The following is a 16,624-nucleotide window of genomic DNA, read 5'->3' on the forward strand; positions in this document are numbered from 1 at the left end:
AGATGAGCTAAGCATGACGCCCGCTATATTATTGGAAGGTCGCATCTTGGACCTCTGTTTCAGAGGGAGGAACGGTGATCGCTTTTTTTCTGGGGCGAGAGAGGGTAAGTTAGGCGTCTTGCCTGCTGGCCTCTCGGACAGACCCTGGGGACTGACCAATTTGAAGATCAAACCGCAGGCGAGTAGTCGTAACGTGTTCAGATCGTTTCTCAGATGAAAGTTAATATTCGTGGAAGCCAATATCGTATTGTTACCCGGAGATGGGATTGGACCGGAAATTGTTGCTCAGGCGGAGCGCGTCATTCATGCTGTCGCGAAGAAATTCGGCCACACCTTCCATCTGGAGAGTCACGACATTGGTGGGATCGCCATTGATAAATATGGAGATCCTCTTCCCGCCGCGACCATCGCTGCCTGTAAAAAATCGCAGGCAATCTTGCTCGGAGCTGTCGGTGGGCCGAAATGGGATGACCCCACCGCCAAGACTCGCCCGGAAAAAGGCTTGCTGGCCATTCGCAAAGAGCTGGATCTGTTTGCCAACCTGCGACCCATCAACCCGAGCAAACATCTGCTCGACTCGTCACCACTGAAACGGGAAATCGTCGAAGGGGTGGATATCCTTTTCCTGCGAGAACTGACCGGCGGAATTTACTTTGGTGATTCAGGACGACGAGAGAATGATACCGTCGCCTATAACGAGATGGTTTATTCTGTACCTGAAGTGGAGCGAATCGTACGTCTGGCGGGCGAAGCGGCTCGGGGACGTCGGGGCAAGGTGACCTCCGTCGACAAAGCAAACGTACTTGAAGTCTCTCGTCTGTGGCGTCAGGTCTCGGACCGCATTATGAAAGAAGAATTCTCCGACCTGCAATATGAAGTGGTCTTGGTCGATGCGATGGCCATGCATCTGATTTCCAGACCGAAAGATTTCGATGTGGTCGTCACGGGAAATATGTTCGGAGACATTTTGACTGACGAAGCTTCGATGCTGCCCGGTTCGTTGGGGCTGTTGCCCTCGGCCTCGGTCGGTTCGAGCGGTCCGGGATTGTACGAACCGATTCATGGATCTGCCCCCGATATTGCCGGTACGGGTAAAGCGAATCCTCTGGCGACGATTCTGGCAACGGCGATGTTGTTCCGACACTCGCTGAAATTGGAAGAAGAAGCGGCCTTGATCGAACAGGCAGTCGACACTGTACTGGGTGCTGGCCACCGCACGGCAGACATCGCTTACGGGCAACCGAGCATCGGCACCGTCGAAATGGCCGATCATGTTCTGGAACAACTGAACTAACCAATTCCATAAAAACCGTCCAAGGGACGCGTTTTCAGGTATCCAATAACGCGAAAGTGACGTTCTCTGTAGGGGACGTCACTTTTTTAATGTCATTCGAATGTTTCCCCGCATGGTTGTGTTGGTCGCGGTATGTTGAAATCGAGAACAGAAGAATATAACAAAAGTGCTGAAAAGATAGCGTTGTGGCGAGGCTGGAATTGACCCTTCCTGATGGGAGGTCAATAATGGGAATGCAGGGCGATTTGATTCGCCCGGAAGACACATCTCATTTCTGTATCTGCGTTTAGGCTTCTACTCTGAACCGGATGTTCTTTTTCCTGATGGAAGTACAATATCGTGGGTTGGTTTGAATCAGCTGCTGGATTGCTGACCGGGAACGCCCCCCGCCGTGATGAGACATTCCGTCAGACCTGTCCCTGCGGTGAAGTGTTACAGGCGCAGCGTGAACCCACGATGCAGCGGCGAAGTTGTCCCGTCTGCGGGACGCGATTTCTGATCTTGCCCATCAGCCCGTTTCCGATTCCTCGGCCCCCTCGCGGGTACAAACCGAAAACTGCATCCGAAAAAAGCCGTCGTAAAAAAGATCGTGAAGAGGCAGATGATCCCGAGACTGTAGATGCGGAAAAGGGGGCGAAAGATGCCGTCCCCATGAGGGACGATGTCACTTCGGATGATCTCATGTCGGAGGAGCAAGCTTCTCTTCCCGTTAAAACGCGAATTCCGCTTCGGCAGCGCGCGGGCCGCCTGTTTACTCCATTACGGTTAATGATCGCGGCCATGTTGTTATTGATCTCGGTTTCAGGCTACCTCTACTGGTGGCGCACTCAACAGCAATGGGCACGAGAAAACTACACCACCGCTGTCGCACGTGCTTATGAAGCACTGGAGCAGAATGAACTGGACGATGCCGCAATACAGTTCGAGATCGCCAGTCAATCGGCGATCATTCTGGAACTGGACGACTTGCGCGCTGCAGAAGTTCAGCAGTATCATCGCGAACTCGCTATCCAACAAAAACTGAGCGAGCAATCGTTTTCAGAATTACTGCAGTACCTGAAGACGTTGATGGTCCTTCCCGTCAAAGACCAACCGGGACCTTACATTAAGTACAGAGGAGGAGAGTGGTTCGTATTGGATTTATGGGGGAAGGTGATTGAAGAAGAGGATGGGAAATGGCTGCTTATCGAAGCCCCCATCACTCAGGACAAAGCAATCTTTCAAGTTAAAGTTCGTCTGCCAGAACAAGCAGTCACGTCAGGACCTGCCAATGGACAGGGTGAGCAGCGTTTCTTACTCGCGACTCGTTGTGATCGTCTGGAACCTTTGGAAGAATCTTCAAACTGGTGGCTTCTCATTTGTGAAGATTCCTTTCTGTGGACTCACGCTCAAACGCTCAGACCACTCGGAATGTTCGAAGAGAAAACAGAATTTCAGGCAGAACTCGAAAGCTTGCTGGCAATGCAATCGACGGCCGCTGCGGCGACGACGAAACCGGTCGCGACGGAAGGAGAGGAATAGATTATGTTTACTATGTCCCTCCGAAAGATTCTGTTTTATATCGTCGTGATTGGTTTTTCCTTTTGCGGACCAGTCTTTCTGCAGGCTGCCGAGGACGAGATTTCGACGGATGATATGTTCGTCGAAGATTTACTGCTGATGGAAGACCAGTGGCCGTACTGGGCAAAGCAGGGGGAAGATATCACCGTAGAAGGTCGGTTCAAAACGATGACTCGCCTGAACATGACACTTCAGCAGTCCGACCTGCCGTTCAAACCGGCGACGGGAATCGAATTCAATCGAGAACATAAGGATTCCAATATCGTGCGTCTGCGAGGGGCATTAACTTATGACGAGAGTGAAAATCTGTTTTTCCGTGTGAGTCGATTCGAGCATTTGCGTTCATTGGAGGAAGAGGACAGGCAACAGAATTTACAGCCCGGTTCTTCCGCGTCCGAGGCATTTTACAACCTGGCACGTCGATTTCAAAACTACGGTCGGTTTTACGAAGAAAACGATCTGCTCGCCCGGGCGGAGGAACTTTATACGGGGGGATTACAGACCGAACGGAAACAACTGCGCAATGATAACTACAAGGGACTGTTCGGTCTGGCCGACCGCGCTGGGCAGCTGACACGAGGTCGGCGATACGAGTTCGAATTGCGCCATGAAGCCTTTCGGAAATGGGGAGCCGAAGTCCTTTCTGGCGAATTAAACGAAGCCAAATTTGAAGAGTTCCTCGATACGTTGCTCTCGCAATTACCTGGTGCCTCAGCACCTCTGCCAGAGGTTCCGGCAGAACGAAAACAGCAATACGAAACCGCACCGCTGGATGTATATCGACAGGCAGATGGATTTGCCCGGTTAGAGCTGCATCGGTTGTTTTATGCTGACATGGTCGAGCGTTTTCTTCTTAGCCAACTGGCGAAGGATGGCAGTAATGGAATGGACTTGGCAGAGCGATTGGAAACGTTAGTGCCGGAATCAACTTTGGTGACGAAGTCGATCCGTCAGGCGGGTCTCGAATTTAAACTGAAACGGGTCGAGCAACTGACCCGCAGTGATATGTTAAGTGCCCGCCGTTATTTTCTTGAATATGAAGAACTGGAAAAGGCGAAAGAAGTTGTCCGGCGCTGGTTGGAAAATCGGGAACTCCGCGCCACTGAGGAAGGACCCGCCGCAGTACCGCAACTCGCCCGGGATCGAACCGAGTTCCTCGGAGATCAGAAAGGGGCGATCGAACTGTTGCTCCGCACCATTCGCACGTATCCCGATGTCGAGTCCGTCAAAAAGGAACTGGGAGAGCAGGGGTATGCATTTCTGGAGGGACGCTGGCAAAATCTCGCTGAGTGGGAGGCCGCGCAACCGGATAATTCTTCGGAGAATGCAATGCGACAGGGTTTCGTCGTGGAAGGAATGACGTTCGAACAGGTCGAGCTGACGTTGGGGTATCCTGTCACTCGTTTACGAAGTGTCTCGGCTCAGAAGGTTTTAGAAATCTGGACTTTTCCTCAATCGCAGACCAGCAAAATTCTGGTTACCTTTGATTGGACACGAGGGGCCAGTCGTGTGTCGGCTCGTGTCGTTAAGGTTGAGCAGCAGTAGCTTGCAATGCTCTTGGGGAAGTGGAACAGTTGAAAAAATGACAGGAGAGGGTCGCGTTTGCTGTTTGATCTGCTTTAGAATATTGGTTCGCGTCAACTTGGTGGGATTTGGGACTTTATAGTTTTGCCGAGAACGACTCTGATAAATTAATAATGAACGCTCTGGATGATTGAAGGAACCGCATGGAGACGGCACAGATTGCTGAGAAGATTTCTGCGAAATTCAATGCCGCAGTCACTGAAGTAGAAAAGGTCATCGTCGGGCAAACCGAAGTGATCGAAGCTGTTCTCGTTGCGCTATTCGCGGAAGGGAACGTCCTGATTGAAGGCGTTCCTGGTTTGGGAAAGACGCTGTTGGTGACGACATTGAGTCGCGTGCTTTCCTGTAAATCGACCCGTATCCAATTTACACCTGACCTGATGCCGTCCGATGTCAGCGGGACGTCGATCTATGACATGAAGACCCAGGAGTTCATTTTCAACGAGGGACCGATTTTCACCAACCTGTTGCTGGCCGATGAGATCAACCGGGCACCCGCGAAGACTCAGTCTGCCTTGCTGGAAGCGATGCAGGAACGACAGGTCTCGGTGGATGGCAAGACGCACAAACTGTCGCCCCCTTTTATCACCATTGCGACCCAAAACCCGATTGAGCAGGAAGGGACCTACCCCTTGCCTGAAGCTCAGCTCGACCGGTTCATGTTCAAGCTGCTGATCGATTATCCGCCCCCCAGCGAAGAGGTCGGTATTTTGAAAATGTACGCTTCCGGAAAAGACAACCGACGGTTGGAACAGTTCGATGTCAGCCCGGTGTTAACTACGGAAGAGATCCTCAAGATTCAGAACGCTTTGCCTCGAATTATTGTCGAGGACACGGTGATTGAATATATCCACCAGATCATCAGCGCGACGCGTAACTGGCCGTCGATAGAAGTGGGGGCTAGTCCTCGCGCGGGGGTGAATTTATTGTTGGCCGCTCGAGCGATGGCTGCCTGCCGCGGACGCGACTTCGTGATTCCAGATGACGTGAAAGCCCTTGCTCCATGGGTGCTAAGGCATCGTCTACGGTTGAACCCGGATGCAGAAATTGAAGGCACCGAGCCCGATCAGGTCGTGTTGGATATCCTGGAGAACGTGGAGGCTCCCCGGACATGATTCCCCAACCTCGGTTGATTGTGATCTTGCTACTACTGCTTATTCCGTTCGTGGCAGGGATCTGGATTCCCGTCGCGACGACGGTCGGTCAATATATACTCGTGTTTCTACTCGTGTTGCTGGTGGTCGATCTTTCCCTTTCTTCTTCGTTCAAGCACATTAAGGTCGAACGAAAGGTGAGCGAAGCGATGTCGGTCGGAGTGCCGAATCCGGTTAAGTTGGAAATCCAGAACCGCAATCCACAAACTGTGAAACTGCAACTTCACGATGAGCCACCGCAACCCTCGACTATCGAAGGCTTACCTGCGACCGTCGTTCTGCGTCCGCAGCGCGAGACTGATGTCACCTATCATGCACTGCCCGCGCGACGGGGGAAGAATTCTTTCGGACGATTATTCCTCCGTATGAAAAGTCGGTTTGGGTTCTGGTTGCTGTTTGAAGAACGGGCGATCCCCCAGCCGGTCGACATTTTTCCCGATATCCAAACTGTTCGACAGGTCGAACTTCTGGCCCGGCAGAATCGATTGGCGGAAGCGGGCGTTCGCATGTCACGATTTCTGGGACGAGGAAGCGAATTTGAACGCCTCCGGGAATACCGTCGCGGAGACGAGTACCGCAGCATCGACTGGAAAGCAACTGCCCGTCGCCGAGAGTTGATCAGCCGCGAATACACAGTGGAAAAGAATCAGAACCTCTTGTTCCTGCTCGACTGCGGTCGGGGAATGTGCAATGAGGTCGACAACATTTCGCACTTCGACCGGGCACTCAATTCGCTGATTCTGCTCAGTTATGTGGCACTGCGGCAGGGAGATACGGTGGGCGTCCTTGCCTTTTCCAATCGTCTCGAACAGTCCGTCCGGCCGATGCGAGGCAAAGCCTCGCTTCAGAAAATGGTCCGGCAGATGTACGAGCTGCAGCCTCGGTATGAGTCGTCGGATTACGCCCTGATGGCGGAGCAACTGCGAAAGCGGTACCGCAAACGGTCGCTGGTGATTCTGCTGACCTACGCAATGGACGAAGTTCATCTGGAATCGATCAGCCGCCAATTACGTCAAATTCGTTCACCCCACTTGATGTTAACCGCCTTTTTAATGAACGAGCCTCTTCAGGCAAGGTACGAAGTTGTCCCGGAAAACAATCTGGAAGCGTTTCAGGTCGCCGCAGCGGGAGAAATGATCGCGACCCAGTCCAAACAGTTACAGCGGCTGAGGCAGTCCGGTTTGCTGGTCATGGAATCGCTCCCGACACAACTTTCATCTCGGTTAATCAATGAATACCTCGATATCAAAGCCCGTCATCTGCTCTAGACATTGTCCAGTATATCTGTGGAGGCTTCCTCTCGCATCAGGCAGGGTGCCGTCAGCTTCCAGTCTCGCTCTATGATAATTCCTGCATTTCATGTTCACGTTTGCTGAGTGCCATGTCGTATCTTATTAGCTGTTACGACTGGTCTGGACGAGAGAGAATGTCAATTGAAAACGCGGCGTATTGGGGGGGACAGGCTTCTAACCTAACCTCCATAACAACTGACACAGAAATTTATGGCAGATTATTATGATTAACTACATCACGACGTAAGAATGAGGTGAATGGGTGAAAACGTTGACTAATATACTGAAGATGATTCCGGGGCACTGCATGCTTTCAGGATTGTTATTCATATGTGCCATTGGATGCGCAGCCGATACTCCGGACCAACCCGTTCAAGCTGTCGATAGAATAGCGTTATCGGAGTCACTCTCCTCCTGCAACTTGCTCGTTGAAAAAGACTTCAAGCACTTTCAAGCGGGAAGACCAAAACGTGAGATACTCGAAGATGTCCAGTGGCGAGGCGACTTTATCATTTCGACCGAGCATGATGAAGAAGCCGTTGCAATAATTAGTTATGGACTTTGCCGCGAAAGTTTATTGACTACGGAGGTCGTTGAGAATACCCCACACGAAATCGAAGAATCGCTCTGGGCGATCTTTGTCGCAGACCGATTTGTCAAATTTATACTACCCCCAAAAGGTGATGGAAAACAACAGGAAGTTAACGACTTCAGTTGGTATTTACAGTCACTCAAATTTGAGCCAGTTGAATTGGCTGCGATGCAAAAAGAAGTAATGTCCCGGCCAGAGACACCCTCGCAAACAGATCCTGGCTTGACAGCTGCATTTCTCATTCTAAAAGGAGCCGGAGCTGTTCCCCACCAGGCGAATTACGAGAAGAATCGCGAACTGCGCAATCAATTTAACGCCGCGCGACTCGAAATTGGAATGAACATGGCCGAAGTCGAATCTATCTTTGGACAAGAGAAGCCGCTGAAGTCGGGAGAACTAGAGTCCGGTCCTTTCAGAATCTACGGTAGTAATGAATCATTTAATACTATTTACCCACTTCACTTTTCGAATATCTTGGTCTTATACCAGCAAGGAAAGGTAAGTGGTGTTTATAGTCTCAACCCCGGAGCAGATTGGTATCAACAGTTGCAGCATCGATTTAGTGACTTGCCAGAAAAATGAGATTAATGGAGCCGCCGTTACTACTGAGTTGCCTTCATAGCAGCCCGTCGAAAACTATCACATCTGCCTGATCGGTCGTGAATACCGCCGGTGATTATCTTGGTCCGTATTGCGGGGTGGACTTTCAGGACCGTCCGATTTGAACTGCAAAAAAGCCGCGTAGCACACCAAACAGCCACTCAGTAACAGGAAAAGCAGGACAGCTCCCTGCAATCCCGCGATATGCTTCTATACGACCGCAGACTTGACTTTGCCTTACCGTTTAAGTCAGCATAAAGCATATTAAAGTGTCGATTGCAGGGATCTCGCCGGATCTGGCGGGACCTGTCCCTCTTAAATCAATTGACGCAGTTCGATAGCGAAGACCTGTTCGCAGAAAGTCGAATTGCGAATTCCCACCATTGGCTCTGGAATGAGCCCCCTTCATAAAGTTCATCGCCGGATACCCTCCCGCCCTAAAGTCACAACAGTACGGGGGGATTCCTCAAGGAGAAGTTGATGTCATTGCGTTGGTTATCTATTCCCTGTTTGGTTTTAACCCTCTGTCTGTCCTGGAGTGCCAGTCCACTTCAAGCACAGGATAATTACAATGCCAGCTGGATCTGGCAGAATGGCGTGAAAGCCTGGGAAGATGCCCCGTCCGGTTCGGTCTGGTTCCGGCAGGTGGTTCGTTCAGGTGGTCCTTCTACAGGAGCCATGCGACTGGTCAGCAGTGATCCGTTTCAAGTCTGGGTGAATGGACAGGAAGTCGGTAAAGGCAACGGTAAAGAGCTGTATCGCTATTCTCTGAATGGTATCGTCGGTCGTGGACCGAACGTGATTGCCGTTCGGGTTGATCATGGTGAGGGACAAGCTGGCCTGTTCGTCGATGGCGAAGTTCGCGATCAGGGGGGGACGAGTTTTCCTTTCGATTCCAATGGCGATTGGCTGGCGACATCCACCAAACCGGATGCAAGCTGGTTAACCGATGACTTTAACAGCGAAGGCTGGAAGAAGGTCACTGTCTCCGGAGCTCATCCCGATTCTCCATGGAATGAACTGGAACTGAAAGATTCTTATCTGGATCGATACGCACTCGCACCGGGATACAAGATTGAACGAATTGGGGAACCTGAACTCGTGGGTTCACTTATCGCCATGACCTGGGGTAATAACGGTCGTGTGATCGCCTCTCAGGAAGGGGGACCGATCGTCACCATCACCGATGAAAACAACGATGGCATCTATGACAAAACGATTACCTATTCTGATCAGATGAAGAACTGCCAGGGATTGTGTACTGTCCTCAACGATCTGTATGCCGTTGGGCAGGGACCAGAAGGAGTGGGTGTCTATCTGTTACCAGATGAGAACAACGATGGTGTTGCCGACAGTATCAAGTTGATTGGAAAAAACAAAAGCGGCGTTGGCGAACATGGTCCACACGATGTAGTCTGGGGACCAGACGGATGGCTGTATCACAACATGGGTAACCATGCTTGGATGGATGCTGAAATGCAGCCGAATTCACCCGCGAAACACACTTACGAAGGGGTTCTGCTGCAACCCTCTTTCAAAGATGCGGGTGGCCACGCTTCGAAAATTACTGAGCCTGGCGGAACGATCTGGCGATTCACTCCCGATGGCTCCGAATGGTGGCGTGAAACATCTGGTTTTCGAAACGAATACGACATTGCCTTCAATAAATTCGGCGACCTGTTCACATTCGACTCCGACATGGAATGGGATGTAGGGATGCCCTGGTATCGCCCGGTACGGGTCAACCACTGTGTTCCCGGTGCCGAATTTGGTTGGCGAACTGGTTCCACCAAATGGCCGGAGTACTTCCTCGACTCCCTGCCAACGACCGTCGACATTGGTCGTGGTTCTCCCACCGGAGTCATCTATTACGAACACACCCAGTTCCCCAAAAGCGAACAGGATTCCTTCCTGATCTGCGACTGGTCGATGGGCCGTATTATGGCTGTGCCTCTTAAAAAAGAGGGAGCCTCTTATAATAGTGACTTCATGACGATCATCTCCGGAAACCCATTGAACGTTTCCGATATCGAAGTCGATCGTGATGGATCAATGGTCTTTTGCGTGGGGGGACGCCGCACCGAAGGGGGACTGTATCGAGTTACCTATGGCGATGAAAAACATGAAGCGGTCTCTGCTACTACGATTGAAGAGTTGATCGCACTCCCACAAATCACTTCGGCTTGGGCACGCGAAGATGCCGTCGCTGTTAAAACGGCTGCAGGCGAAGAAGCGTGGAACCAGAAACTGGTCGAGTATGCCCGTAAAGGTTCCCCTGCGGAACAGATTCGAGCGTTAACATTGCTGTCGCAACTCGGACCGAAACCAGAACTTTCCTTATTGATTGAACTGGCCGGCTCCAAAAATGTGATGGTTCGTAGTTTCGTGACTTTGCTGTTGGGAGATCATCCCGACAAACAAACTTACCTCGCACTGGAAAGCCTGCTTCGTGATACCGACCCGATGGTCGCTCGCCGAGCGTGTGAAGCTTACGTTCGTCTGAATCAGGTTCCCCCAAAAGAGCCGTTGATTAAACTGCTGAGCAGCGAAGATCGTCACGTGCGATTCGCCGCACGTCGTTCGCTGGAAATGATTCCGGCCGAACAGTGGAAAAAGGATATTCTCGCGTCGACTAATCCGAGTGAACGGACTTATGGCCTCCTTGCCTTAACTAATCTGAATGCGATTGAGCCGAACGTGCTGATGGAGCAGGTTCTCGATCTCCAGAAGTTCGGACGCGGTGGCATGACCAACCGAACGCTACTGGAAACATTGCGGTTGGCTTCCCTCGCCATGATGGCGGGTGCAGAAGGTCAGCCCGTGGAACAGTTGGGCCAGAAACTTCTGGAACTCTTTCCCACGAACTCGCCCGATGCGAATATCGAACTGGCACGATTGCTTTCTCATCTCGATGTGGCCGAAGCGACTCCGAAACTGGTTGAGTATCTGGAAGCTGCTGCGGATCAGGAAACTCAGATTCGTCTGGCGATGTTCCTCAGTTACAAACGGAACGGTTGGACGCCTGACCTGCAGCGTCAATATTTAAGCTGGTACGAAGGAACCCGCAGCTGGGAAGGGGGCAACAGTTTTGTTCCTTATCTCGCCAATATTGTCAGTTCGGGAATCAGTAAGTATTCCCCCGAAGATCGCAAAGCTTTGTTACTGGAAGGGGTGTCGCGGCCTTTCGCCTCGTCATTGATTCTCAATACGAGTAAACCGGAAGAGATCGCCGATTTCGAATCGGTTGTGACAACGATTCTATCGGACGCGGAACAGAGCAAAGGAGCTGGCTCGGAAGAACTGGTGAACGTGCTCATTTCGTCACTCGGTAAGAGTGAACAGCCCGCAATTCGGGAAACCTTGCGGACGATCTACGAGAACACTCCAGACCGCCGCGAGCAATTGGCGCGAGTCATCGCGGAGAAGCCTCAGGCAGAAGACTGGGAAGTACTCACCCGTACGTTGGCGTTTGGTGACAACACGACGTTGCAGTTGTGTCTGAATGCCCTGCGAAAGTTGGAGCAGAAACCAGAAGCAGCCGAACCGATGCGACAGGCGATTCTGGCCGGTCAGAAGTTGGGCGATCAGGGTGGTCTAGTGGCTGTCGAATTACTGCAGGGCTGGACGGGCAAGCCTCATGGTAAAGATAAAGACGTGGCCGCCGCTCTCGCTTTCTATCGAACGATTTACGCAGAGCAGTTCCCCAAAGCCCCTTCTGCTGAAATGCAGAAAGTCGATGTCGCCGAGGCAGGTTTCAGCCTTAAGCAGCTGATGGACTACCTGGAAAATGACCCACAAGGTCAAAAAGGGGACGTCGAAAAAGGGAAGGTTGCCTTTGAGAAAGCGAAGTGTGCTAAGTGTCACCGGTTTGGAAATGAGGGCGCGAACGTCGGTCCCGACCTGACCTCCGTGCGGCGTCGCTTCCAGAGGAAAGAGATCATCGAATCGATCCTCTTGCCGTCACAGGTCATTTCAGACCAGTTTCGGATGGTCACCGTCATTACCGACGATGGCCTGATCCACAACGGCATGCCGGTCCCGGATAACACCAAACCGGACAGCCTCGTACTCTTGTTGAGCGATGCGACGAAAATCGAAATCCCGAAAGACCAACTGGATGAGGAAATCCCGTCCAAGACATCGGTCATGCCGACCGGCCTGCTGAAGGATTTGACTCTTCAGGAAATCGCCGACATGTTTGCTTACATCGAGACGAGCAAATTCAACGAACCGACGAAATAATACGCCTGGTTTCTTCCGGGAGACCTGTAAATCAGACTTCCCGAATCCAGACTTTTTGAACTTAGCCCTGCACCCGGAATTTTCGGTGCAGGGCTTTTTTTATTGTCATCAGAAGTGGCTGCAGCGTGCCGGTTTCCGATCCGTGGAAGCTACATTCATACGGCTTATTGCCTGTTTTCAGGCATTTAGCTCGATTTCGAGGTGCAAGGAACTGGTCTTGCGTCAGATTGGCGATCTCACTAAATTTCCGCAGCTTTTGTCACTTTTGGGTAAATTTCTCTCAAGTTCTGAGCCCGAATGACAGACAGCACCCTCTCGGACAACCGCATCCATCACGGCGGTTTCATACGAATAACTTTATCTGTGATAAACGGTCACCAGGACCCGGAAGGCGTCTTTCATGTCCCGCGTAAGCGAATTCATTTCAGTCTGTACGGTATTAACGCTGGTTCTCTGTGGAATGACTGGCTGTAATACGTCCAATGGCTGGTTTGCGAATAATGAAGGGGTGTCAGCCTATAAACAGGGCAATTACACCCTGGCCCGAAATGCATTCAAACGGGCGGCAATTGACGATCCCGATAACACCAACTACCAGTACAACCTGGCCATGGCGATGAAAAAACAGGGCGATATGCAGGGGGCTGAGCAACAGCTTCGTCAAGCCTTGAACCAGCGTCCGGATCATCAAGCGACCAACCACGGACTGGCCGAACTACTCAACAAACAGGGACGCTCTGCCGAAGCGTTACAGCTAATGCAGCAATGGGTTGCCGTCGAACCACAATTGCCCCAGGCGCATGTGGAACTGGCTTGGCAACAACGGGAAATGGGCAACACTGCAGGAGCCGAAGCTGCCTTGCAGCAGGCATTGCGTCTGCAACCGAATAACCCGGTGGCTCAAGCTCAGCTGGGACAACTCTATCATTCGACCGGTAGAACTCCGCAAGCGGTCGCGATGTATCAGAATTCATTACAGAACAACTGGAACCAGCCTGAAGTTCACTCGCGGCTAGCCTCGCTACAAGGACCGATGTCGATCCAACGTGAACGTGCCCGGACTGCGGCGGTCAATTCGCCCTATACGGTTCCCTATGGAACGGCTACAGCCTCTCTGCCTGGTCAGTGGCAGGCTTATCAACCAGGCTATGCTCCGACAATGACGACGATGCAGCAGGTGCCCATGATGCAGTCGGCCCAAATGGCTCCGACTCCCATCACCACCGGCAGTGTTGATGCCGATCCGGCCCATTCCGGAACCGCCGCAACGATCAATCGTTAGTCAAACTGGTTAATCGACGCATTCACCTGCAGAAGAGAAAACCGGCGTCCCAGTGCGGATCAAGCCGGTGACATTTGCAGAGAGAATCCTTAGCTAGAGCGGTCTCGCATTCGTTCTGGCTTGAAGTTCTGACCCAAACTCTTGAAAATGGGAATCGTGGGCGGCTTTGCTGAATTCGCCCACCCGCAGGTCTACAATAGACCTCGTGCTTCGTAGAACTCAGGTGTCGAGTTTCATTTTGCAGTAGAATGCCAGCGCATCCTCTCCTGTAAATGAATTCGTATACCACTTTTGGGAAGCCTCATGTACGACGCAAATGCGTTCCCGTCTGCACGTTAATTCAGTGTTAACTCCTCGGATAATCATCGGTTGAGATCGACTTTGAACCGCTGGACTGGTTCTCATCGGCGGCTGGAACGTCTAAACTGTAGACGAGGCGATCACCTGTAGTTTCCAGTCGATTTTAATATCAACACTGTTGAAACAAGCCACGCAGGCGTCTTACATCCAACCCAGGGGCACTTGCCCACGGATTCATGAAAGTGCCAATACAGGACAACGGATATCCTGTCGAAACGGTTCATTAAAGTTCATTACAAAGATGACGACCGGTAATCACTTTGTAGACGGAATGATTTGAACTTTATCATTGACTGAAGCATCTTACCGGTGAAATAACTGCTACGAGCGAAGGCATCCTATGAACAAGTCGATTTTTTTAAGTACAGCATCTCTGATTCTTCTGGGGGGCGTCTCGTATTCGATCGCCGATGAACCTACGGTTCCGGTCGGACTGCCCGCGGTGATTCACCCAGAGGATAATCCTTCCACTCCCGAAAAGATTGAACTGGGAAAACTGCTGTACTTCGATCCTCGGTTGTCGCGCGACAACGACATTTCCTGTGCAACCTGCCACGATCCGAAAAAGGGTTGGAGCAACGGGGAACCGAATGCTGCTGGTTTTGAAGGAAGCCGCGGAGATCGCAACTCGCCGACAATTATCAATTCAGCCTATTTCAAATCACAGTTCTGGGACGGTCGCTCCGCGACGTTAGAGCATCAAGCGCTGGGACCGATTGCCAACCCGATCGAGATGAACATGTCTCTCGATGAAGCGATCGATCGATTGAAAAAATCCAAAGGGTACCAGGACCGTTTTCAGAAAGTCTTCGGAACCGAACCCAACTCCGAAGGGGTCGCGAAAGCGCTGGCCGCGTTCGAGCGAACAGTCCTTTCCGGGAATGCTCCTTACGACCAATACATGGCAGGCAAGAAAGAAGCCCTGTCCGAAGCGGCTGAGCGTGGCCTGAAACTGTTCAAAGGTGCCGCGAACTGTTCGGCATGCCACAGCGGTCCCAACTTCACCGACCATGCGTTTCATAACATTGGTGTCGGCGTAAAAGAAGGTAAAAACACCGACGTCGGTCGATTCGCCGTGAGCAACCTGGAAGGCGACACGGGCTCTTTCAAAACTCCGACCCTTCGTGAAATTGCCCGCACTGGCCCTTACATGCATGATGGCAGCATGGAGACATTGAAGGAAGTCGTCGAACATTATAACAAAGGTGGCAATGCCAACCCTTACCTCGATGAAGAAATGTTCGAACTCGGTTTGACCGAAGAGCAAATTTCCGATCTCGTAACCTTTATGACTGAAGGTCTCTCCAGCGAAGATTACCCGGATATCGAGCCACCTGCGGAACTGCCTGAGTAAGTTGCTAATAGATATTAGAATTATGCATTAAGTTACGACAGATTAAGTGAAAGCATCAGTCCTGTCGTCCTGTTGAAATGCGAGTGCAAATGCTGTTTTTTAATGAGACAGCGAGGCAATCCCCTTGCAGTTTTCAGCAGTAATTGAAACAACAGAGAGGACTGATTGATATGAAACCCCTCTCATACTGATTTTCCCGAATACTATTCAATAGAGAGTGAATTAACATGATGATGAAAGCGAAAAGATTTGCCTTGCTGACTGGCTGTCTGAGTTTGTCTCTGGCCTGTCTCGCTCATGCGGAAGAACCTGAACACGAAACTCTCGTGATTGACTTGGACAATCCCTCTGGCGTTGCCGTTCACTCCGAAACAGGAAACGTCTACACCGCCAGTCGATTTGGCGTTCACCGATACGAGCCCAAAGATCACAAAGCTGTTTTTGAAGTCTCTGGCTTCCCTACCGACGTCTACGGTAAAGGACCGAAGTACAACATCGGACCATTGGGCGTGGGTTTCCTGGGCGACAAACACATCGTCGTGGGTGACGGTAGTCGTCCTGACGGTGAAGAACTCGTTCGTGTCTACGAACTAAATGGCAAAAAGAAAAGCGACGCCGACGCCGTCTACACACTCGGACCGATCGTCAAAGGGGAGCAGACTGCCAAAGGAGAAGGTAACTTCTACGGCGTCGCCGTTAATGAGTCTGCCATCTTCGTTACCTGTAATGGCGACGACACCAAAGGCTGGGTTTCCAAAGCTGATATCGCTGAAGGAAAACCGGGTGAACTGAAACCGTTCATCGCCACGAAAGAGGCAACCGGAACCGACGCTCCCGTCGCGATCACCTTCTCTCCAGATGGATCAGAACTGGTCGTTGGTCAGATGGGTGAAATGAATGTTCCCAGCGACAGTCTGTTGACCTTCTATGATCCCGCCACAGGCGAACTGAAACGGAGCTTGAAAACAGAACTGTCCGACATCGCTGGTCTGGCTTACAGCCCGGAAACCAGCAAACTGTACGCTGTCGATTTTTCATGGGTCGCACCTGAAAATGGTGGCCTGTTTGAACTGGCTGTAGATGGCGAAACTGTCACGGCCACTAAAATCATGAGCCTCGATAAACCAACCTCCCTTGCCTTCGGAAAAGAAGGTCAGCTGTATGTGACCCAATTTGGTTCGGAACCACCGGAAGGTGCTGAATCTGCCGGTTCGTTGATCGAAATCAAAGCAGGTCTGTAACGTGCAGATGGCGATCTCCGCCGCTTGCTAATCCAATACCGACTTAACTCCCCGGGACATCCGCCTGCT

At 51.5% G+C, this 16,624-nt stretch carries 10 protein-coding genes; all 10 read left to right on the plus strand.

Translation table 11 applies throughout. From position 1 onward, the window contains the following. Window positions 1-229 precede the first annotated feature (229 nt). On the plus strand, window positions 230-1,294 hold the full coding sequence (gene leuB / locus Pla110_RS02230) for a 3-isopropylmalate dehydrogenase (protein ID WP_144992762.1): 1,065 nt from the start codon (window positions 230-232) through the stop codon (window positions 1,292-1,294). Between the two features lie 339 nt (window positions 1,295-1,633). Next, entirely contained in the window at window positions 1,634-2,815 is a 1,182-nt protein-coding gene (locus Pla110_RS02235) for a hypothetical protein (RefSeq protein ID WP_144992764.1), read from the plus strand. Between the two features lie 3 nt (window positions 2,816-2,818). Then, window positions 2,819-4,399, plus strand: coding sequence for a hypothetical protein (locus tag Pla110_RS02240; protein WP_144992766.1), 1,581 nt, complete (start codon window positions 2,819-2,821; stop codon window positions 4,397-4,399). A gap of 182 nt (window positions 4,400-4,581) precedes the next feature. Beyond that, on the plus strand, window positions 4,582-5,553 hold the full coding sequence (locus Pla110_RS02245; protein WP_144992768.1) for an AAA family ATPase: 972 nt from the start codon (window positions 4,582-4,584) through the stop codon (window positions 5,551-5,553). Continuing rightward, window positions 5,550-6,860, plus strand: a complete 1,311-nt coding sequence (locus tag Pla110_RS02250) for a DUF58 domain-containing protein (protein ID WP_144992770.1) — start codon at window positions 5,550-5,552, stop codon at window positions 6,858-6,860. The genes Pla110_RS02245 and Pla110_RS02250 overlap by 4 nt, the downstream gene beginning before the upstream one ends. A 445-nt stretch (window positions 6,861-7,305) precedes the next feature. Next, on the plus strand, window positions 7,306-8,058 hold the full coding sequence (locus Pla110_RS02255) for a hypothetical protein (RefSeq protein ID WP_231742831.1): 753 nt from the start codon (window positions 7,306-7,308) through the stop codon (window positions 8,056-8,058). Between the two features lie 498 nt (window positions 8,059-8,556). Continuing rightward, window positions 8,557-12,318 (plus strand): DUF7133 domain-containing protein, encoded by a 3,762-nt coding sequence (locus tag Pla110_RS02260; protein WP_144992774.1) that lies wholly within the window; start codon window positions 8,557-8,559, stop codon window positions 12,316-12,318. A gap of 400 nt (window positions 12,319-12,718) precedes the next feature. Further along, window positions 12,719-13,600 (plus strand): tetratricopeptide repeat protein, encoded by an 882-nt coding sequence (locus tag Pla110_RS02265; RefSeq protein ID WP_144992776.1) that lies wholly within the window; start codon window positions 12,719-12,721, stop codon window positions 13,598-13,600. A 700-nt stretch (window positions 13,601-14,300) separates the two neighbouring features. Next, window positions 14,301-15,314 (plus strand): cytochrome-c peroxidase, encoded by a 1,014-nt coding sequence (locus Pla110_RS02270; protein ID WP_144992777.1) that lies wholly within the window; start codon window positions 14,301-14,303, stop codon window positions 15,312-15,314. 227 nt (window positions 15,315-15,541) lie between these two features. Further along, entirely contained in the window at window positions 15,542-16,555 is a 1,014-nt protein-coding gene (locus Pla110_RS02275; protein WP_144992779.1) for a YncE family protein, read from the plus strand. Window positions 16,556-16,624 lie beyond the last annotated feature (69 nt).

This window comes from Polystyrenella longa, from assembly GCF_007750395.1.
GTDB classification, from domain to species: domain Bacteria; phylum Planctomycetota; class Planctomycetia; order Planctomycetales; family Planctomycetaceae; genus Polystyrenella; species Polystyrenella longa.

Coding starts and splice junctions, on each gene's coding strand:
- Pla110_RS02250 (WP_144992770.1), top strand. CDS start 5,550: ATGATTCCCCAACCTCGGTTGATTGTGATCTTGCTACTACTGCTTATT.
- Pla110_RS02260 (WP_144992774.1), top strand. CDS start 8,557: ATGTCATTGCGTTGGTTATCTATTCCCTGTTTGGTTTTAACCCTCTGT.
- Pla110_RS02245 (WP_144992768.1), top strand. CDS start 4,582: ATGGAGACGGCACAGATTGCTGAGAAGATTTCTGCGAAATTCAATGCC.
- Pla110_RS02275 (WP_144992779.1), top strand. CDS start 15,542: ATGATGATGAAAGCGAAAAGATTTGCCTTGCTGACTGGCTGTCTGAGT.
- Pla110_RS02240 (WP_144992766.1), top strand. CDS start 2,819: ATGTTTACTATGTCCCTCCGAAAGATTCTGTTTTATATCGTCGTGATT.
- Pla110_RS02270 (WP_144992777.1), top strand. CDS start 14,301: ATGAACAAGTCGATTTTTTTAAGTACAGCATCTCTGATTCTTCTGGGG.
- Pla110_RS02265 (WP_144992776.1), top strand. CDS start 12,719: ATGTCCCGCGTAAGCGAATTCATTTCAGTCTGTACGGTATTAACGCTG.